The following is a 19,493-nucleotide window of genomic DNA, read 5'->3' on the forward strand; positions in this document are numbered from 1 at the left end:
CCAGTGTCAGAAATCCGTACCGGGAAGCGGCGGAAGAGTGGGTAGGTTACCGGCCTGTATATTAACGATTAAATAAGGCTTCGACATAATAAATAACCAAAATGACTAAGTGGTTTTTTGGGTCAGACTAACCAGTAAAAGTGGTAAATAAAGTTGTAGTAATTCAATCAGTTAATTTACGGCGTAAGCGGCAGATCGGCAGAAATGCCCTTTTCAGCGCTGGCGGGTGCGAAAAATCTGCTTTTCAGGTAGACTTCAGCGGTTTTTACGTCTGAGAGCCATTATGTCTACCACGCTGTTTAAAGAGTTCCAGTTTGAAGCGGCCCACCGCTTACCTCACGTGCCGGAAGGGCATAAATGCGGTCGTCTGCACGGCCATTCATTTCTGGTGCGACTGGAAATTACCGGTGAAGTGGATGCGCATACCGGTTGGGTAATGGATTTTGCCGAACTGAAGGCGGCGTTCAGGCCGATCTACGATCGCCTCGATCACCATTATCTCAACGATATTCCCGGTCTGGAGAACCCGACCAGCGAAGTGCTGGCGAAATGGATCTGGGATGAGATGAAGCCGATTCTGCCTGAGCTGAGTGCGGTGATGATCAAAGAGACCTGCACCGCTGGTTGCGTCTATCGCGGCTGACAGCCGCGGTAAAGGTCAGAAGGTCGCCATCAATGGCGACCCTGCGGTGCAGTGCGGTTTTACAGGGTGCGCATTGATGCGCATCGGGTACCATTGGCCAGGTCGCCATCAATGGCGACCCTACGGTGCAATGAGTTTTGTAGGGTGCGCATTGATGCGCACCAGCCACAATTGTGTTGATTTTGCCGGGTGCGCATCGGGTGAATCAGGCGATATTCAGGTATTTGTGCGTCTGCATCGAAAGCCGCCAGTTGCGGGCAATGCAGGTTTCGATACACAGTCTGGTCGCCGCCTCGCCACGGCTGATGGGCTGCAGCGCCACAATGCGTTTTTTCTCATCCTGCAGGCCAGCCAGCAGCGCATCCAGCGCTTCCACATCCCGCTCGCGCGCCACCGGATGTTTGATCTCATCGGCACGCTGCAGCGCCTGCGGCAGCACATCGTAGCCACCCCGCATGTTCACCTTCGGCGACACCGTCACCCAGGTAGCAGCGGAACAGTGCACTTCATGCGTGCCGCTGGTTTCAATCTGACACTGAAAACCGGCCGCTTCCAGCGCTTCGGTCAGTGGACGTAAGTCAAAAATTGCCGGCTCACCGCCGGTGATTACCACATGGCGGGCGGTCCAGCCCTGACGCTGAATGCTCTCAATCAGCGTGGCCGCATCGGCGCTGCCCCAGGCATCGCTCTCCACGGTTTTGACCAGAATGTCCCCCAGCGACGTCTCCCGATCCGCCCGCGTTTCCCAGGTATGTTTGGTATCACACCAGCTACAGCCCACCGGACATCCTTGTAAGCGGATAAAGATGGCCGGCACGCCGGTGTAAAAACCTTCGCCCTGCAGCGTCTGGAACATTTCGTTAATCGGGTAGAACATTTTTTACTCACGTCAGAAATTCGAGGCGCAGATTATGGCAGATTTTGTGCGTCGCTTCACAGCTGCTTCGTGCCATAAAAAGCAAAAGCCCCGCACGAGGCGGGGCTTGATGTCAGGCGATATGGCCATTTAGCCACATCCGCAGGCGATTACGCCTGGCCTTTAACTTCTTTCAGACCGTTGAACGGCGCTTTGTCACCCAGCGCTTCTTCGATACGAATCAGCTGGTTGTACTTAGCAACGCGGTCAGAACGGCTCATAGAACCGGTTTTGATCTGGCCAGCGGCAGTACCGACCGCCAGGTCAGCGATGGTCGCGTCTTCAGTTTCGCCAGAACGGTGAGAGATGACCGCGGTGTAGCCAGCGTCTTTCGCCATCTTGATCGCAGCCAGGGTTTCGGTCAGAGAACCGATCTGGTTGAATTTGATCAGGATAGAGTTAGCGATGCCTTTCTCGATGCCTTCTTTCAGGATTTTGGTGTTGGTCACGAACAGGTCGTCGCCCACCAGCTGAATTTTGTCGCCCAGCACTTTGGTCTGGTAAGCGAAGCCGTTCCAGTCAGACTCATCCAGACCGTCTTCGATAGAAACGATTGGGTACTGTTTGGTCAGGTCTTCCAGGAAGTGGGTGAACTCTTCAGAAGTGAAGGCTTTGTTGCCTTCACCAGCCAGCACATATTTGCCGTCTTTGTAGAATTCAGATGCTGCGCAGTCCATCGCCAGGGTGATGTCTTTGCCCAGCTCGTAGCCTGCTGCTTTAACAGCTTCGGCGATAACGGCCAGCGCTTCGGCGTTTGAACCCAGGTTTGGCGCGTAGCCACCTTCGTCACCTACCGCGGTGTTCATGCCTTTGGCTTTCAGAACTTTAGCCAGGTGATGGAACACTTCAGAACCCATACGGATGGCTTCTTTCACGGTTTTCGCGCCAACCGGCTGAATCATGAACTCCTGGATATCAACGTTGTTATCCGCGTGCTCACCACCGTTGATGATGTTCATCATTGGCAGTGGCATAGAGTATTTGCCCGGGGTGCCGTTCAGTTCTGCAATGTGTGCGTACAGTGGCAGGCCTTTAGAGGCTGCTGCTGCTTTCGCTGCTGCCAGAGAAACCGCCAGAATGGCGTTTGCACCGAAGTTGGATTTGTTGTCAGTACCGTCCAGCTCGATCATGATCTTATCGATGTTCGCCTGGTCTTTGGCATCTTTGCCTTTTACCGCGTCAGCGATTGGGCCGTTAACCGCAGCAACCGCTTTGGTTACGCCTTTGCCCAGGAAACGAGACTTATCACCGTCACGCAGCTCCAGTGCTTCGCGTGAACCGGTTGATGCACCTGATGGCGCAGCAGCCAGACCAACGAAACCGCCTTCCAGATGCACTTCTGCTTCTACAGTCGGGTTGCCACGGGAGTCGATGATTTCGCGACCGATGACTTTAACGATTTTGGACATTCGATTTTCCTCAGTACAAGTTAGTCAATCCTAAGACAAACAACGCGCGAAAAGTTCGCGCGCTGTTCGTTAAACTCTTACTTCGCTAAACGCTTCTGGTGCTCCTGCGCGGCTTTCACAAAGCCAGCGAACAGCGGATGACCATCACGCGGGGTCGACGTGAATTCCGGGTGGAACTGGCAGGCTACAAACCATGGATGATTCGGGATCTCGATGATCTCCACCAGTTGATCGTCGCCGGAACGGCCTGCAATGTGCAGACCCGCCGCTTCAATCTGCTTCAGCAGCAGATTGTTTACTTCGTAACGGTGGCGATGACGCTCAGTAATGACGTCAGAGCCATACAGCTGGCGCACTTTGCTTTCCGGCGTCAGCTGGCACTGCTGGCTTCCCAGACGCATGGTGCCGCCCAGATCGCTCTGCTCGGTACGCTGTTCAACGTTACCGTTTTCATCGCGCCATTCGGTGATTAACGCAACCACCGGGTACTTACAGTCTGGCACAAATTCAGTGGAGTTGGCGCCTTCCATCCCGGCCACGTTGCGCGCAAATTCCATCAGCGCAATCTGCATGCCAAGGCAAATGCCGAGGTATGGAATGTTGTTTTCACGCGCGTATTGCGCGGTCAGCAATTTCCCTTCCACACCGCGGTAACCGAAGCCACCAGGAATCAGGATAGCATCAAGATCTTTCAGAATTTCGACGCCGCGCGTTTCCACATCCTGCGAATCGATCAGCTTGATGTTAACGGTGACGCGATTTTTCAGGCCGCCGTGCTTCAGCGCTTCAATCACGGATTTATAGGCATCCGGCAGTTCGACATATTTGCCGACCATGCCGATGGTGACTTCGCCGCCCGGATTGGCTTCTTCGTAAATCACCTGCTCCCACTCGGCCAGATTGGCTTCCGGCGCGCTCAGGTTGAAACGCTTGCAGATGTAATCATCCAGACCCTGCGATTTCAGCAGGCCCGGGATCTTGTAGATCGAATCAACGTCTTTCAGCGAGATAACCGCTTTTTCCGGCACGTTACAGAACAGGGCGATCTTCGCGCGCTCGTTAGCGGGCACCGCGCGGTCTGAACGGCAAATCAGCACGTCAGGCTGAATACCAATCGACAGCAGCTCTTTAACCGAGTGCTGAGTTGGCTTGGTTTTCACTTCACCCGCCGCCGCCATGTAAGGCACCAGCGTCAGGTGCATATACATGGTGTGTTCACGGCCAACATCGACCGCCATCTGACGAATCGCTTCCAGGAACGGCAGGGATTCGATATCGCCCACGGTTCCGCCGATTTCCACCAGCACGACGTCATGACCTTCGCCACCTTCAATGATGCGCTCTTTAATGGCGTTGGTGATGTGTGGGATAACCTGAATGGTCGCGCCCAGATAGTCGCCGCGACGCTCTTTGCGCAGCACTTCTGAGTAGATACGGCCGGTAGTAAAGTTGTTGCGGCGCGACATTTTGGTACGGATGAAGCGCTCGTAGTGACCTAAATCCAGATCGGTCTCGGCCCCGTCATCGGTGACGAACACTTCACCGTGCTGCGTAGGGCTCATGGTACCCGGATCGACGTTGATATACGGATCTAGTTTCATGATGGTCACATTCAGACCACGTGCTTCAAGGATGGCTGCGAGGGAGGCTGCGGCAATGCCTTTGCCCAGAGAGGAAACGACCCCGCCGGTCACAAAAATATAATTCGTTGTCATGCTGAACCTGAGAGTTTAGGTTTAAAGACGGTGGAATAACCAGGACGGGAAAACAGTATACCCGAAGTCGTCCGCAGCCACAATTGATGAATCACACCATCCTCCTCGCATTACAGCCTGTAACATAGCGGAGAGTGACGGGTGAAATGTTGACGTACGTCACAAAGTTGCCGACTGGCTGAATCGAGTAAGCTCAGACGGTGATTTTATGCGCAGCGCTGGAATAATCACCAGCGCTGCGCAGAGAGGCTGAATAAGGTTATTCGCCGGCTTTGACCTGCTGCCAGGCGGCTTCCATCTGCGCCAGCGTAGCCTGTTCCATGCTCAGCCCCTGGGCCTGAATAATATTCTCTACCTGACGGAAGCGGCGCTCGAACTTGTCGTTGGCCTTTTGCAGCGCGGTTTCCGCTTTGCTGCCAAGATGGCGTGACAGATTGACGGTGGCGAACAGCAGATCGCCAATCTCCTCTTCCAGCTTGTCGCTGTCCACCACCGCCTGCTGCGCTTCATGCATTACTTCGTCGATCTCTTCATGCACTTTATCCAGCACCGGTCCGAGGCTGTCCCAGTCGAAGCCTACGCTGTGACAGCGCTTCTGGATTTTATAGGCGCGCATCAGCGCCGGCAGCGCTTTAGGGATATCGTCCAGCACCGAGTGCTGCGACTTCTCCGCACGCTCGCGCTGCTTGATCGCCTCCCAGTTTTTCAGCACTTCGGCCGTGGAATCGACCTGGGCTTCGCCGAAGATGTGCGGATGGCGACGCTCCAGTTTGTCACTGATGGCGTTGCAGATGTCATCGAAGTTGAAACGCTGCTGCTCCTCGGCCATGCGGGCGTAGAACACCACCTGAAACAGCAGATCGCCCAGTTCGCCGCGCAGATCGTCAAAGTCTTCGCGCTGGATGGCGTCGATAACTTCATAGGTCTCTTCCAGCGTATACGGCGCGATAGAGGCGAAGGTCTGCTGGCGATCCCACGGGCAGCCGCGCACCGGATCGCGCAGGGTTTGCATGATGGTGAGCAGGCGGTTTAAAGCAGTCATGAAAGTCCCCGGAACAACAAGATAAAAAGCCGCCATCAATGGCGACCCTGCAGGGTAATTACGCGGTTTTGCCCGGGTGCGCATTGCTGCGCACCGGTCTCAGCAGGGCTTAATGTAAGCGGCGCGCATCGATAATATCCGGCACCTGATTAAGGCGCGCCAGCACGCGACCCAGCACCTGCTGGTTATAAATCTCGATATCCATATCGATGGTGGCGAGCTGCTTTTTGGTGTCGCTGCGGCTGGACACGCCCAGCACGTTGACCTTTTCATTGGCCAGAATGGTGGTGATGTCGCGCAGCAGCCCGCTGCGATCGTTGGCCGTCACGCGTACCACCAGCGAATAACCGCTGGAGTAACTTTCGCCCCACACCGCATCGACAATGCGTTCCGGCGCATGCGAAATCAGTTCGCTGAGCTGATCGCAGTCGGCGCGGTGAATCGAAATGCCGCGCCCCTGGGTAATAAACCCGACAATATCATCGCCCGGAATCGGCTGGCAGCAGCGCGCAATGTGGTGCAGCAGATTGCCGACGCCCTCCACCACCACGCGGCCACTCTCTTTGCGCGCCGACGACGGCTGATGCGATTTCTGCGTCAGCTGACGCAGCGCCTCGCGATCTTCCTCTTCAGCGCTCGGCTTGTTGAGCTTCGCCTGCAGGAAGTTAACCATCTGGTTAAGACGGATATCCCCGCCACCAATCATCGCCAGCAGCTCATCCTGCGAGCTGACGTTATAACGCGGCAGCAGCAGCTTCTCGGCTTCGCGCATGCTGATATCCAGCTGGCCCAGCTCGCTATCCAGAATCTGCCGGCCGGCCGCGATATTTTTGTCGCGATCCTGTTTACGGAACCAGGCATGAATCTTCGAGCGCCCGCGGCTGGTGGTGATATAGCCGAGGTTGGGGTTCAGCCAGTCGCGGCTCGGGTTCGGCTGCTTCTGGGTGATCACCTCAATCTGATCGCCCATCTGCAGTTGATAGGTAAAGGGCACGATACGGCCGCCGATTTTGGCACCGATGCAGCGATGACCAATATCACTGTGAATGTGGTAGGCAAAGTCGAGCGGCGTGGAACCGGCCGGCAAATCGACCACGTCGCCCTTTGGCGTAAACACGTAAACGCGGTCATCAAATACCTGGCTGCGCACCTCTTCCAGCATCTCGCCGGAATCCGCCATCTCTTCCTGCCAGGTAATCAGTTTACGCAGCCAGGCGATGCGCTCTTCGTGCCCTGCGGCACCGCGTGCGTTGCTGGCGGTCGGTCCTTCTTTGTACTTCCAGTGTGCCGCGACGCCCAGTTCAGCGTCCTCGTGCATCTGGCGGGTACGGATCTGAATCTCGACCGTTTTGCCCTGCGGTCCCAGCACCACGGTATGAATCGACTGATAGCCGTTTGGCTTGGGATTGGCGACGTAATCGTCGAACTCGCTAGGCAGATGACGATACAGCGTGTGGACGGTGCCGAGCGCGCCGTAGCAGTCCTGCAGGCGTTCAGCGACGATGCGCACTGCGCGCACGTCGAACAGCTCATCAAACGCCAGCGACTTCTTCTGCATTTTGCGCCAGATGCTGTAGATATGCTTGGGACGGCCGTAAACTTCCGCACGCACGCCCTCTTTTTGCATCTCTTTACGCAGGTTATCGACGAAGTTATCAATGTACTGTTCACGATCGATGCGGCGTTCGTGCAGCAGTTTGGCGATGCGTTTGTATTCGTCAGGATGGAGATAGCGGAAGCAGTAATCTTCCAGCTCCCATTTGAGCTGGCCGATCCCGAGACGGTTGGCCAGAGGCGCATAAATGTTGGTGCTCTCTTTCGCCGCCAGCACGCGCTCATCTTCCGGCGCATCTTTCATCTCGCGCAGATGGGCAATACGTTCTGCCAGCTTGATGACCACGCAGCGGAAATCTTCCACCATCGCCAGCAGCATGCGGCGCACGTTATCCACCTGCTCTGAGGCCATCGAGTCGTTGTGAATGGCTTTCAGCTGGCGGATGGCATCCATATCGCGCACGCCGTGCACCAGCGAGACGATGCTTTTGCCAAAGGCCTTCTCCAGATCCTCTTCGCTCACCACGCCCGCATTGGCCAGCGGGAACAGCAGCGCGGCGCGCAGACTGTCGATGTCCATACTGAGCATGGTGAGAATTTCCACCATCTCAATACCGCGCCACAGCAGCAGAGCCTGATCTGGATGGTCGTGCGTTTCGGCTTCACAGTAGCGCCATGTTTCCGCCAGTCGTTCGCAGGATTGCGGATTACTGATACTCAAGCTGGCGATCCACTGGTCAAGGGCAAATTCCCCGGCCGTATTTAAATGCGCACTTCTAACCGCAACCATATCCTCTCCTGCCACAGCGACTTAAACATCGCTTATGTTTTGCTAAACAGCACCATGGATTCGAGATGGCTGGTATGAGGGAACATATCCAGCATCGCGACCCTTTCCAGATGGTAGCCCGCCGACAGTAATGTCTGACTGTCGCGGGCAAGTGTTGTCGGGTTACAGGAAACATAGACCACGCGTTGCGGCGCAAGTTTAACGATATGCGACATCACGCCCGCGGCCCCGGCACGCGCCGGATCCAGTAACACCTTATTAAATCCCTGCGCCGCCCAGGGCTGGCGCGAGACATCTTCCTCTAAATTGTGCTGGAAGAAGCAGACATTTCTGAGATTGTTAAGCTGAGCATTATACTCTGCCTGGCGCACTAATGCTGCAACGCCCTCCACACCCACCGCATTTTGTACGAACTTTCCTAGCGGCAATGTGAAGTTGCCCATGCCGCAGAACAGATCGAGCACCCGATCATCCGGCTGCAGATCCAGCCAGGCAATCGCCTGTGCCACCATCTGCTGATTCACGCCATCGTTGACCTGAATGAAATCCTGCGGGCTAAAGGTTAGCTGCAAATCAAACGAGCGGTAGTAAGGCTGCTCCGCGCCGAGCGCCTGCAGCGCGTCACTGCCGTCCGCCAGCCAGATCATCAGCCGGTGCTCATGCGAAAAACGTTCCAGTTTTGTCCGGTCCGCAGCGGAGAGCGCATCAAGATGGCGCAGCACCATTAGCGGACCGTTATCCGCCAGCACCAGTTCCACATGCCCCAGCCGTTTCACTGCGTGCAGGCTGCTGAGACAGTGGTGCAGCGGCTGCAGCAGCGCCTCAAGCTCGGGCACCAAAACGGGGCATTGCGTCACATCAATCAGATCGTTACTGCCCGCCTGACGGAAGCCCATCTGCAGGCGCTGCTGCTTCGGCAGCCACTGCAAACCGAGACGCGCGCGCCGGCGATAGCCCCAGGGCGCAGCGCTGATGATCTCATCCACCTGCACCGGCAGCGCCGCTTCCTGACTCAGCATGCGGCCCAGCGCCCGCGCTTTGCTCTCCTGCTGCAGCGCCACGGACACGTGCTGCTGCTGGCAGCCGCCGCACACGCCGAAATGGATGCAGCGCGGTTGCTGGCGCTGCGGGCTCGGTTGTGTAATCTTTTTGGCTTTGCCGCGCGCAAACTGACGCTTATCTTCGGTCAGGATCACCTCGGCCTGTTCGCCGGGCAGCGCGCCGCTGACAAACAGCGTTTTACCGTTATGGCGCGCCACGCCCTGACCAAAGGGATCAAGCTCGTCAATGGTGACGCTGAGACGTTGCTTCGTCGTCACGCGCTGTTTTGCGGAGTAAAATTGCGCCATAGTATTGTGAATTCTCAGTTTTCATTAGGTGTGCAGCCGTATGCGGTTTTTGCACAGGGATAAAATGCCAGGAGTCGCCAGGCCACAATTATGACCAAATACAGCCTGCGGGCGCGAATGATGATTCTGATACTGGCGCCGACGCTGATGATTGGCCTGCTGCTCAGTACCTTCTTCGTGGTGCACCGCTACAACGAACTGCAGCACCAGGTGCGCGATGCCGGCGCTAACATTATCGAACCGCTGGCGGTGTCGAGCGAGTACGGCATGACGTGGCATAATCGTGATGCGATTCGCGAGCTGGTCAGCCTGCTGCATCGCCGTCATTCCGATATTGTCCGTGCCATTACGGTTTTCGACAACAACAATCACATCTACGTCAGCTCCAATAACAACCAGAACCTCGCGCTGCTGCAAAAAGCCGATATTTCCACGCTGGCGGATGGCGTGTCGGTGGAGCGACACGGCAACCTGATGGTGCTGCGCACGCCGATCATCTCTGAACGCTATTCGGTGGACGAACTGCCGGGTGAAGACGCCAAGCCGGCAGGCAATCCGCTGGGTTATGTGGCGATTGAGCTGGATCTGCAGTCGGTGCGGCTGGAGCAGTACAAAGAGGTGTTTGTCGCCACTCTGCTGCTGCTGTTTTGCCTGTGCATCGCCATGCTGTTTGCCTATCGACTGATGCGCGACGTCACCGGCCCGATTCGCAACATGGTTACCACCGTGGACCGCATCCGGCGTGGCCAGCTCGACAGCCGCGTGGATGGCTACATGCTGGGCGAGCTGAGCATCCTGAAAAACGGCATCAACGCCATGGCGATGTCGCTCACTGCCTACCATGAAGAGATGCAGCAGAACATCGATCAGGCAACCTACGATCTGCGCGAAACGCTGGAGCAGCTGGAGATTCAGAACGTCGAGCTGGATCTGGCGAAAAAGCGCGCCCAGGAAGCGGCCCGCATCAAGTCAGAGTTCCTCGCCAATATGTCGCACGAGCTGCGCACGCCGCTCAATGGCGTGATTGGCTTTACCCGCCAGATGCTGAAAACCGGGCTGAGCACCAACCAGCGTGATTACATGAGCACCATTGAACGTTCGGCCAATAACCTGCTGAGCATCATTAACGACGTGCTCGATTTCTCCAAACTGGAAGCCGGTAAGCTGGTGCTGGAGTCGATCCCGTTCCCGCTGCGCGCCACGCTGGATGAAACGCTGGTGCTGCTGGCGCCGTCCGCGCATGAGAAAGGCCTCGAGATCACCGTGTGCCTCGGGAAACAGGTGCCGGATAATGTGATTGGCGATCCGCTGCGTCTGCAGCAAATTCTGATCAACCTGATTGGCAACGCCATCAAATTCACCGAGCGCGGCCACATTGATCTGCGCGTCGAGCTGCGTCATCTCAGCATCACGCGGGCGGAACTGGAGATTCAGGTGCACGATACCGGCATCGGTATCTCTGAGCAGCAGCAGTCGCAACTGTTCCAGGCCTTTCGTCAGGCGGACGCCAGTATTTCACGCCGTCACGGCGGTACCGGTCTTGGCCTGGTGATTACGCAGAAACTGGTACACGAAATGGGCGGTGAGATCGCCTTCCACAGCCGGCAGAATCAGGGCTCCACCTTCTGGGTACAGGTACATCTGGATCTCAATCCTAACGCACCGGCGATTCCACGCATGCTGGACGATCTGCACGCCACGCCGCTGGCTTATATCGAACCCCATCCGGCGGTGGCGAAAGCGGTTCAGGAGATGCTGAGCATTACGCCTCTGCAGGTGCAGCACTTTGCCAGCCTTGACGATCTGCCCGACGCCCATTTCCCGCTGCTGCTGATGGGGCTGCCGGTCAGCGATCCGCATCCGGCTACGCTGTCCGATGCGCTGATTGCCCGCCTGCGCGCACACGCCGACTCGGTGCTGCTGGCGCTGCCGAGCGAAATGATGCTGTTCGCCGATGATTTGCGCGCGCGCGGTATCGCCGGCTGCATTGCCAAACCGGTGTCGCTGACGCGATTGCTGCCGATGCTGCTCGATCTCAACATGCGTCATAGCGACGCCGCCCCGCGCGGCGTAAGACAGCCGCTGACGGTGATGGCGGTGGATGATAATCCGGCCAACCTGAAGCTGATCGGCGCATTGCTGGAGGAGCAGGTCCAGAACATCATTCTGTGCGACAACGCCAGTCAGGCGATTCACCAGGCGCGGCAGCAGCGGCTGGACGTGATCCTGATGGATATTCAGATGCCGGACATCGACGGCATCCGCGCCAGCGAGATCATCCGCAGCCTGCCACAGCACGCCAGCACGCCGATTGTCGCGGTCACGGCGCATGCGCTGGATGGCGAACGTGAGCAGTTGATCGCCGCCGGCATGAATGACTATCTCGCCAAGCCGATTGATGAGGACAAGCTGAAGCAGCTGCTGCAGCGCTATGCGCCGGGCAGCGTGGCGAGCGCGGTGCGACAACCAGCGATCGCGCCCTCACTCGACTGGGCGCTGGCGCTGCGCCAGGCGGCGAATAAAGCCGAGCTGGCGCGCGATCTGCTGCAGATGCTGCTGGATTTTCTGCCGGAAGTGGAGCAGCGCGTGGCGCAATGTATGGCGCAGAATGACGTCGATGGGCTGCGCGAGATTATCCACAAGCTGCACGGCAGCGCCAGCTACAGCGGCGTGCCGCGGCTGAAACAGCTGTGTCAGCAGCTGGAGAAGAGTCTGCATCAGGAGAGCGATATCGCAGCGCTGGAACCAGAGCTGCTGGAGCTGAGCGACGAGATGGCCAACGTGGCGCGCGAAGCGCGTCAGGTGCTGGGCGTGGCATAGTGAGGGTTGTGCGCTGGGCCCTCACCCTAACCCTCTCCCGGCGGGAGAGGGAACCGTCCGGTGCGATCCAGAGGAACAGCGCGAAATCCAAATCCGTGCACCATCAGCCCCCTCTCCCGCCTGCGGGAGAGGGCTGGGGTGAGGGCTAGGGTGAGGGGAAAACCGCACCGCCTCCCCCTACAACCCCTGCCCCACCTTGATCGTGGCAGCGACGTTCCTTGCCGTCAGGCGGACATTCTGCGCGGCATTGGCCAGCGCCTCTTCCAGCGAGCAGATACCCGACAGCACGCTGTACACCGCGTCGATCCCGTGCTGATGCACCACACCGACATCCGCCGTCAGGCTGCCGGCAATACCGATCACCGGCTTATTGAACTGCTTCGCCACCTGCGCCACGCCAACCGGCACTTTGCCGTTGACTGACTGACTGTCGATGCGCCCTTCACCGGTAATCACCAGATCGGCATCCTGCACCTGCTGCGCCAGCCCCAGCGCTTCGGTGACAATCTCAATGCCGCGCCGCAGTTCCGCGTGGCAAAACGCATGCAGCGCCGCGCCCATGCCGCCGGCTGCGCCACCGCCGGCGATGTGCAGCACATCAATATCCAGGTCGCGCTGAATAATCGCAGCGTAATGGCCGAGCGCGGCATCCAGCTGCTGCACCAGCTGCGGCGTGGCGCCCTTCTGCGGGCCAAAAATCGCTGACGCCCCCTCTTCGCCAATCAGCGGATTGGTCACGTCGCACGCCACTTCAATGCGGCACTGCAGCAGGCGCGGATCCAGATCGGCGATCTCAATCTTCGCCAGTTGCGGCAGTGCCCCGCCGCCGTAGCCAATCCCGCTGCCGTGGCTGTCCAGCAGCCGGGCACCGAGCGCCTGCACCATGCCGGCACCGCCGTCGTTAGTGGCGCTGCCGCCGATGCCGATGATGATGTGATCGACGCCGCGATCCAGCGCGTTTTTGATCAGTTCACCGGTACCGTAGGAGGTGGTGATCAGCGGATCGCGCTGTGCCGCAGGCACCAGCTCCAGCCCGCTGGCCGCCGCCATCTCAATAAAGGCAGTACGCGCATCACCGGATAATCCGTAAAACGCGTCGACCGGCTCGCCGAGCGGCCCGGTCACCGTCAGACTGACGATGTTGCCCTGGGTTGCCGCCACCATTGCTTCAACCGTGCCTTCTCCGCCGTCGGCGACCGGTATTTTGACATAGTCAGCGGCGGGGAAAATTTCGCGAAATCCCGCTTCTATCGCGGTAGCCACTTCCAGGGCGGACAAACTCTCTTTGTATGAATCCGGTGCGATGACAATTTTCATAGGCAATCCGAGCGCGGTAGATGACGGAAATCCGTCTGGCTAAGGCAGTACAGCGTCCGGCATCCGCAGACACCGGACGCGGGCACTACCGGGTGATCTCAACTTTGGCTAATTTTTCATAATAGCAAGCCAGCGCGCTATGATCGGACGTACCCTGCCCGTCGACTTTTAGCGCCTGCATCATCTCCATCACCGCTGCGGTCAGCGGCAGATGTGCGCCAATGCCGTGTGAGGTATCAAGCGCATTGGCTAAATCCTTGATATGCAAGTCGATACGGAAGCCAGGCTTAAAGTTGCGATCCAGCACCATGGGCGCTTTGGCATCCAGCACGGTGCTGCCCGCCAGACCGCCGCGAATCGCCTGGTAAACCAGTTCCGGATTGACGCCGGCTTTGGTGGCCAGCGACAGCGCCTCTGACATCGCGGCAATGTTGAGGGCCACAATCACCTGGTTGGCCAGTTTAGTGACGTTGCCCGCGCCGATATCGCCGGTGTGCACCACCGAACCGGCCATCGCCTTAAGAACATCGTAGCATTGATCAAACAGCGCTTTATCGCCGCCGACCATCACCGACAGCGTGCCTTCAATCGCTTTTGGCTCACCGCCGCTCACCGGCGCATCCAGCATTCTGATGCCTTTTTCTGCCAGCGCATCATGCACTTCGCGGCTGGCCAGCGGCGCGATGGAGCTCATGTCGATCACCACCAGCCCCGGCTTCGCCCCTTCGATAATGCCGTTCTCGCCCAGACACACCTCTTTTACCTGCGGTGAGTTCGGTACCATGGTGATCACCACGTCAACCTGTGAGGCCAGCTCTTTCGGCGTTTTCGCCACGGTGGCACCCAGCTCCACCAGTTCGGCTTCGTTACTGGCGTTGTGGTCGCGCACCACCAGGGTGTAACCGGCTTTCACCAGGTTTTTACTCATCGGTTTGCCCATGATGCCGAGGCCGATAAATCCAATTTTCATTGCCTTTCCCCTTCGTCAGTTACTGCTTAAATTTGTCGCACAGCGCCTGCGTGGCGTGGCGGAAAACACCGAGATCGCTGCCGACGGCAACAAAGCTGGCACCCCATTCGAGATAACGGCGTGCGTCAGCCTCTACCGGCGCCAGAATCCCGCTCGGCTTACCGGCAGCTTTGGCGCGCTCAAGGATGTAACGGATCACTTTCAGCACTTCCGGATGCGCCGGCTGGCCGAGATAGCCCAGCGCCGCTGACAGATCGCCCGGGCCGACAAAGATGCCGTCTACGCCATCCACCGCCGCAATGGCGTCAATGTTGTCCACCGCCTGCTGGGTTTCGATTTGCACCAGCACGGTGATGTTGTCATTGATGGTGGCGTTGTAGTCCGCCAGCGTGCCGTACATGTTGCTGCGATGTGAAACCGACACGCCGCGTATACCGGCTGGCGGATAGCGGGTGGATGCCACCGCGCGCGCCGCCTCTTCTGCGGTTTCCACAAACGGAATCAGGAAGTTATAGAAGCCAATATCCAGCAGACGCTTGATGATGATCGGCTCATTGCACGGCGGTCGCACCACCGGCGCGCTCGGGCTGCCTTTGAGCGCCATCAGCTGCGGAATAAAGGTGGTGATGTCGTTCGGCGCGTGTTCGCCATCCAGCACCAGCCAGTCAAAGCCCGCCAGCCCCAGCACTTCCGTGGTGAGAGGATTGGCAAGGGCGCACCAGCTGCCAATCAGGGTTTCCCCTGCCAGCAAACGACGACGAAAAGGGTTGGGCCAGGCATTGCTCATGATCTCTACTCCTGTTATTTAGCACCGCCGCCCGCGGGCGCGCGGAATAAAATCAGCGCACCAGGCACGGACGCTTGTTATCAAATGTCCAGTTCGGCACGAGGAACTGCATCGCCTGCGCATCGTCGCGCGCGCCCAGTCCATGCTGCTGATACAGCGCATGGGCCTGCATCACCTGATCCATGTCCAGTTCGACGCCAAGGCCCGGCTTCTGCGGCACCTGCACCATGCCACCCTTGATCTGCAACGGCTCTTTGGTCAGGCGCTGGTTGCCCTCCTGCCAGATCCAGTGGGTGTCGATGGCGGTAATGGCGCCTGGTGCGGCGGCGGCCACATGGGTGAACATCGCCAGCGAAACATCGAAATGGTTGTTGGAGTGCGAACCCCAGGTCAGGCCGAAGTCGTGACACATCTGCGCCACGCGCACCGAGCCCTGCATGGTCCAGAAGTGCGGATCGGCCAGCGGAATATCGACCGACTGCAGCGACAGCGTGTGGCCCATCTGACGCCAGTCGGTGGCGATCATATTGGTGGCGGTAGGCAGACCGGTGGCGCGCCGGAACTCGGCCATCACTTCACGTCCGGAGTAACCCTGTTCAGCGCCGCACGGATCTTCTGCATAAGCCAGCACGCCTTTCAGCTGTTTACCGAGCAGGATGGCCTCATTCAGCGACCAGGCCCCGTTGGGATCAAGCGTCACGCGCGCCTGCGGGAAACGCTTCGCCAGTGCGGTTACTGCTTCGGCCTCTTCACCGCCGCGCAGTACGCCGCCTTTCAGTTTGAAATCGTTAAAGCCATATTTTTCGTAGGCGGCTTCTGCCAGGCGCACCACCGCGTCCGGCGTCAGCGCTTCCTCATGCCGCAGGCGATACCAGTCGCACGGATCATCGGTCTGGCTCTGATACGGCAGTGACGTTTTGCGGCGATCGCCGACGTAAAACAGGTAGCCGAGCATCTCGACGCGGTCACGCTGCTGTCCTTCGCCCAGCAGCGACGCCACGTTGACGCCCAGATGCTGGCCGAGCAGATCCAGCAGCGCCGCTTCGATGCCGGTCACCACGTGAATGGTGGTGCGCAGGTCAAAGGTCTGATTGCCGCGCCCGCTGGCATCGCGATCGGCAAAGGTAGTGCGCACCAGGGTGAGGATATTTTTGTACTCGCCGACGGTTTTTCCGGTTACCAGCGCCGCCGCATCTTCCAGCGTCTGACGAATTTTCTCACCGCCGGGGATCTCGCCCACGCCCGTGTGGCCGGCGTTATCTTTCACAATCACGATATTGCGGGTAAAAAACGGCGCGTGGGCACCGCTCAGATTCAGCAGCATGCTGTCGTAACCGGCCACCGGAATGACCTGCATTGCTGTAATTTTCGGGGTGTGACTCATTTCCTGCTCCTTATGCATGGCGGCGTCCAAAAGCCGGACGCTTGCGGTCGAACGACCATCCGGGAACCAGATATTGCATTGCCGTGGCGTCATTACGTGCGCCTGCCGGCAGCGATTGATACAGGGCGTTAGCCTGGCGCAGGCGATCCCAGTCCAGTTCAACACCGAGGCCGGGCTTGTCCGGCACGGCAATTTTGCCGTTGCGGATCTGCAGCGGCTCTTTGGTCAGGCGCTGGTCGCCCTCCTGCCAAATCCAGTGGGTATCGATGGCGGTCGGTTTACCCGGTGCCGCTGCGCCGACGTGGGTAAACATCGCCAGCGAAATGTCGAAGTGATTATTGGAGTGGCAGCCCCAGGCCAGCCCCCACTCATCACACAGCTGCGCCACGCGTACCGCGCCGCTCAGCGTCCAGAAGTGCGGGTCGGCCAGCGGAATATCCACCGCGTTGAGCATCACCGCGTGGTTCATCTCCCGCCAGTTGGTGGCGATCATATTGGTGGCGACCGGCAGACCGGTGGCGCGGCGAAACTCGGCCATGACTTCGCGCCCGGAATATCCCTGCTCGGCACCGCACGGATCTTCGGCATAGCTCAGCACCTCGTGCAGGCCTTTGCACAGCGCGATGGCTTCATCCAGATGCCAGGCGCCGTTGGGATCGACGGTGATGCGCGCGTCCGGGAAACGCTGCTTCAATGCCACCGCCGAGGCAATCTCCTGCTCGCCCGGCAGCACGCCGCCTTTCAGTTTGAAATCTTTGAAGCCGTACCTGTCCTGCGCCGCTTCGGCTAAGCGCACCACCGCGTCCGGCGTCAGCGCCTCCTGGTGGCGCAGGTGGTACCAGTCGTGACCGGCCGCGTCGCCGCTCTGATACGGCAAATCAGTTTTACGCCGATCGCCAATGTAAAACAGGTAGCCCAGCACCGTGACCTCATCGCGCTGCTGACCCGGCCCCAGCAGTTCGGCCACTGGCACGCCGAGGCACTGGCCGAGCAGGTCGAGCAGCGCCGCTTCCAGCGCCGCCACCGCATTGACCCGCAGCTCAAACGTCCAGGCGCCGTTGCCGAAGGTATCGAAATCCGCCGACTGGTTACCTTTGTGCACCTGCTGCACCAGCCGGTTCATGCGCGCCACCTGCTGCCCTTTCACCTGCGGTATTGCCGCGACCAGCGTCTCATAGATGGTTTCACCGCCCGGCGCTTCGCCGACGCCGGTGTGGCCGGCGCTGTCGGTCAGCACCACGATATTGCGGGTGAAGCAGGCGCTGTGCGCGCCGCCGATGTTGAGCAGCATGCTGTCGTAACCCGCCACCGGAACCACCTGCATGTCGGTAATCACCGGGGAACTTTGCGTATTCATATTCGGTTCCTTATGACCGGGGTTTGAGTTCGACACGTTTGATATCGCCGGTTATCACCAGGAAGCTGAACGCCGCCACAAACGCATGGATGCCGACATAAATCAGCGCCCCTTCAAACGAACCGCTGGTGGCGATGATGTAACCAATGGCAATCGGCGTGACGATGCCAGAGAAGTTACCGAACATATTGAACAGACCGCCGCTCAGGCCGCTGATCTCTTTGGGTGCGGTATCGGCCATCACCGCCCAGCCCAGCGCGCCAATGCCTTTACCAAAGAACGCCAGCGCCATAAACAGCACCACTACCCATTCGGTTTCGGTGTAGTTACACATCACCATGCTGATGGAGAGCAGCATACCGATGACAATCGGGGTTTTACGCGCGATGTTTAGCGAGCCGGTTTTACGCATCAGATAATCTGAAATCACGCCGCCCAGCACGCCGCCGAGGAAGCCGCAGATGGCGGGAATCGAGGCGATCATGCCGGCTTTAAGAATCGACATGCCGCGCGCCTGCACCAGATACACCGGGAACCAGGTAATAAAGAAGTAGGTCAGGGCATTAACGCAGTACTGACCGAGATAAATCCCCCACATCATGCGGGTGGAGAGCAGTTGCTTGATTTGAAACCACTTCTCATCCCAGCTCACTTTACGCTCGGCTTTCTTCGCATCCATGTTAATCAGCGCACCGCCCTGCTCCATGTACTCCAGCTCGGCTTTGTTCACGCCAGGGTGATCGTTCGGGTCATGAATCACTTTCAGCCAGATAAAGCTGAGAATGATGCCCAGCCCGCCCATGAACCAGAACACGTGCGCCCAGCCCACGTCGGCCACCAGCCAGCCCATGATTGGTGCGAAAATCACCGTGGCGAAGTACTGGGCGGAGTTAAAGATGGCGACGGCGGTACCGCGCTCCTGCGCCGGGAACCAGGCAGCAACAATACGGCTGTTACCCGGGAAAGACGGCGCTTCCGCCAGTCCCACCATGAAGCGCAGCAGGAACAGCGACACCACAATGCCGAAGCCGCTAAAGATGTCGACAAAGCCCTGCAGCAGGGTAAACAGCGACCACAGGAAGATGCTCCAGAAATAGACGCGTTTGGAGCCGAAGCGGTCCAGCAGCCAGCCGCCAGGAATCTGACCAATAACGTACGCCCACGAGAAGGCGGAGAAGATGTAGCCGAGGCCGACGGAATCGAGACCGATCTCCTTCGACATCGCCGAACCGGCAATCGAAATGGTGGCCCGGTCACCGTAGTTGAACGAGGTGACGATAAATAACATCACCACAATCCAGTAACGGGCGTTGGTGCGCTTCTGCACCGCTGCCGCTGTCTGGCTGTAACTATTCATGATGCACTCCTGAAATATAGCGAACGCTACATTCACTCTGACTGCATACACATCGCGTTGGGTATCAGAATGATGTTGGGTTA

Annotated in this window: 14 protein-coding genes; 2 read left to right on the plus strand and 12 right to left on the minus strand. The window is 58.4% G+C overall.

Annotation, left to right across the window (positions count from 1 at the left end; translation table 11 throughout):
* Positions 1-280 precede the first annotated feature (280 nt).
* Positions 281-643 (plus strand): 6-carboxytetrahydropterin synthase QueD, encoded by a 363-nt coding sequence (gene queD / locus OXR61_RS15320; protein WP_176428100.1) that lies wholly within the window; start codon positions 281-283, stop codon positions 641-643.
* 205 nt (positions 644-848) lie between these two features.
* Here the strand turns inward: queD and queE are convergent, their stop codons facing one another.
* The 6 genes from queE to rlmD form a co-directional block, all read right to left on the minus strand.
* The gene (gene queE, locus OXR61_RS15325; RefSeq protein WP_021507361.1) at positions 849-1,520 is read right to left on the minus strand and encodes a 7-carboxy-7-deazaguanine synthase QueE; all 672 of its coding nucleotides are present in this window, start codon (positions 1,518-1,520) and stop codon (positions 849-851) included.
* Between the two features lie 149 nt (positions 1,521-1,669).
* Positions 1,670-2,968, minus strand: a complete 1,299-nt coding sequence (gene eno, locus OXR61_RS15330) for a phosphopyruvate hydratase (protein WP_021507362.1) — start codon at positions 2,966-2,968, stop codon at positions 1,670-1,672.
* Between the two features lie 77 nt (positions 2,969-3,045).
* Positions 3,046-4,683, minus strand: a complete 1,638-nt coding sequence (pyrG, locus tag OXR61_RS15335; protein ID WP_021507363.1) for a CTP synthase (glutamine hydrolyzing) — start codon at positions 4,681-4,683, stop codon at positions 3,046-3,048.
* Positions 4,684-4,942: 259 nt separating this feature from the next.
* Positions 4,943-5,725, minus strand: coding sequence for a nucleoside triphosphate pyrophosphohydrolase (gene mazG / locus OXR61_RS15340; protein WP_021507364.1), 783 nt, complete (start codon positions 5,723-5,725; stop codon positions 4,943-4,945).
* A gap of 109 nt (positions 5,726-5,834) precedes the next feature.
* Positions 5,835-8,069: a GTP diphosphokinase gene (gene relA / locus OXR61_RS15345; protein WP_021507365.1), complete on the minus strand. Its 2,235-nt coding sequence runs from the start codon at positions 8,067-8,069 to the stop codon at positions 5,835-5,837.
* A 32-nt stretch (positions 8,070-8,101) separates the two neighbouring features.
* Positions 8,102-9,418 carry a 23S rRNA (uracil(1939)-C(5))-methyltransferase RlmD gene (gene rlmD, locus OXR61_RS15350; protein WP_021507366.1) on the minus strand — a complete coding sequence of 439 codons (1,317 nt, stop codon included), beginning with the start codon at positions 9,416-9,418 and terminating at the stop codon, positions 8,102-8,104.
* A gap of 90 nt (positions 9,419-9,508) precedes the next feature.
* On the opposite strand from rlmD, the gene barA reads away from it, so the two are divergent.
* On the plus strand, positions 9,509-12,238 hold the full coding sequence (gene barA / locus OXR61_RS15355) for a two-component sensor histidine kinase BarA (RefSeq protein ID WP_021507367.1): 2,730 nt from the start codon (positions 9,509-9,511) through the stop codon (positions 12,236-12,238).
* Between the two features lie 177 nt (positions 12,239-12,415).
* Here the strand turns inward: barA and OXR61_RS15360 are convergent, their stop codons facing one another.
* The 6 genes from OXR61_RS15360 to OXR61_RS15385 form a co-directional block, all read right to left on the minus strand.
* Entirely contained in the window at positions 12,416-13,555 is a 1,140-nt protein-coding gene (locus OXR61_RS15360) for a glycerate kinase (RefSeq protein WP_021507368.1), read from the minus strand.
* An 85-nt stretch (positions 13,556-13,640) separates the two neighbouring features.
* Positions 13,641-14,525, minus strand: coding sequence for a 2-hydroxy-3-oxopropionate reductase (gene garR, locus OXR61_RS15365; protein WP_021507369.1), 885 nt, complete (start codon positions 14,523-14,525; stop codon positions 13,641-13,643).
* 19 nt (positions 14,526-14,544) lie between these two features.
* Positions 14,545-15,312 carry a 2-dehydro-3-deoxyglucarate aldolase gene (gene garL / locus OXR61_RS15370; RefSeq protein ID WP_021507370.1) on the minus strand — a complete coding sequence of 256 codons (768 nt, stop codon included), beginning with the start codon at positions 15,310-15,312 and terminating at the stop codon, positions 14,545-14,547.
* A gap of 52 nt (positions 15,313-15,364) precedes the next feature.
* Positions 15,365-16,696, minus strand: coding sequence for a glucarate dehydratase (gene gudD / locus OXR61_RS15375; RefSeq protein ID WP_040679678.1), 1,332 nt, complete (start codon positions 16,694-16,696; stop codon positions 15,365-15,367).
* 10 nt (positions 16,697-16,706) lie between these two features.
* The gene (locus tag OXR61_RS15380; RefSeq protein ID WP_021507372.1) at positions 16,707-18,053 is read right to left on the minus strand and encodes an enolase C-terminal domain-like protein; all 1,347 of its coding nucleotides are present in this window, start codon (positions 18,051-18,053) and stop codon (positions 16,707-16,709) included.
* A gap of 10 nt (positions 18,054-18,063) precedes the next feature.
* On the minus strand, positions 18,064-19,410 hold the full coding sequence (locus OXR61_RS15385; protein ID WP_021507373.1) for an MFS transporter: 1,347 nt from the start codon (positions 19,408-19,410) through the stop codon (positions 18,064-18,066).
* Positions 19,411-19,493 lie beyond the last annotated feature (83 nt).

Origin of the sequence: Pantoea sp. GM_Pan_4, assembly GCF_026541005.1 — a bacterium.
Lineage (GTDB): Bacteria > Pseudomonadota > Gammaproteobacteria > Enterobacterales > Enterobacteriaceae > Pantoea > Pantoea dispersa.

What these genes read in the sequence shown, in the direction of transcription:
- gudD (WP_040679678.1), bottom strand. Translation starts at nt 16,696, where the DNA reads ATGAGTCACACCCCGAAAATTACAGCAATGCAGGTCATTCCGGTGGCC.
- relA (WP_021507365.1), bottom strand. Translation starts at nt 8,069, where the DNA reads ATGGTTGCGGTTAGAAGTGCGCATTTAAATACGGCCGGGGAATTTGCC.
- OXR61_RS15360 (WP_021507368.1), bottom strand. Translation starts at nt 13,555, where the DNA reads ATGAAAATTGTCATCGCACCGGATTCATACAAAGAGAGTTTGTCCGCC.
- rlmD (WP_021507366.1), bottom strand. Translation starts at nt 9,418, where the DNA reads ATGGCGCAATTTTACTCCGCAAAACAGCGCGTGACGACGAAGCAACGT.
- garR (WP_021507369.1), bottom strand. Translation starts at nt 14,525, where the DNA reads ATGAAAATTGGATTTATCGGCCTCGGCATCATGGGCAAACCGATGAGT.
- OXR61_RS15380 (WP_021507372.1), bottom strand. Translation starts at nt 18,053, where the DNA reads ATGAATACGCAAAGTTCCCCGGTGATTACCGACATGCAGGTGGTTCCG.
- mazG (WP_021507364.1), bottom strand. Translation starts at nt 5,725, where the DNA reads ATGACTGCTTTAAACCGCCTGCTCACCATCATGCAAACCCTGCGCGAT.
- barA (WP_021507367.1), top strand. Translation starts at nt 9,509, where the DNA reads ATGACCAAATACAGCCTGCGGGCGCGAATGATGATTCTGATACTGGCG.
- OXR61_RS15385 (WP_021507373.1), bottom strand. Translation starts at nt 19,410, where the DNA reads ATGAATAGTTACAGCCAGACAGCGGCAGCGGTGCAGAAGCGCACCAAC.
- eno (WP_021507362.1), bottom strand. Translation starts at nt 2,968, where the DNA reads ATGTCCAAAATCGTTAAAGTCATCGGTCGCGAAATCATCGACTCCCGT.
- pyrG (WP_021507363.1), bottom strand. Translation starts at nt 4,683, where the DNA reads ATGACAACGAATTATATTTTTGTGACCGGCGGGGTCGTTTCCTCTCTG.
- garL (WP_021507370.1), bottom strand. Translation starts at nt 15,312, where the DNA reads ATGAGCAATGCCTGGCCCAACCCTTTTCGTCGTCGTTTGCTGGCAGGG.
- queE (WP_021507361.1), bottom strand. Translation starts at nt 1,520, where the DNA reads ATGTTCTACCCGATTAACGAAATGTTCCAGACGCTGCAGGGCGAAGGT.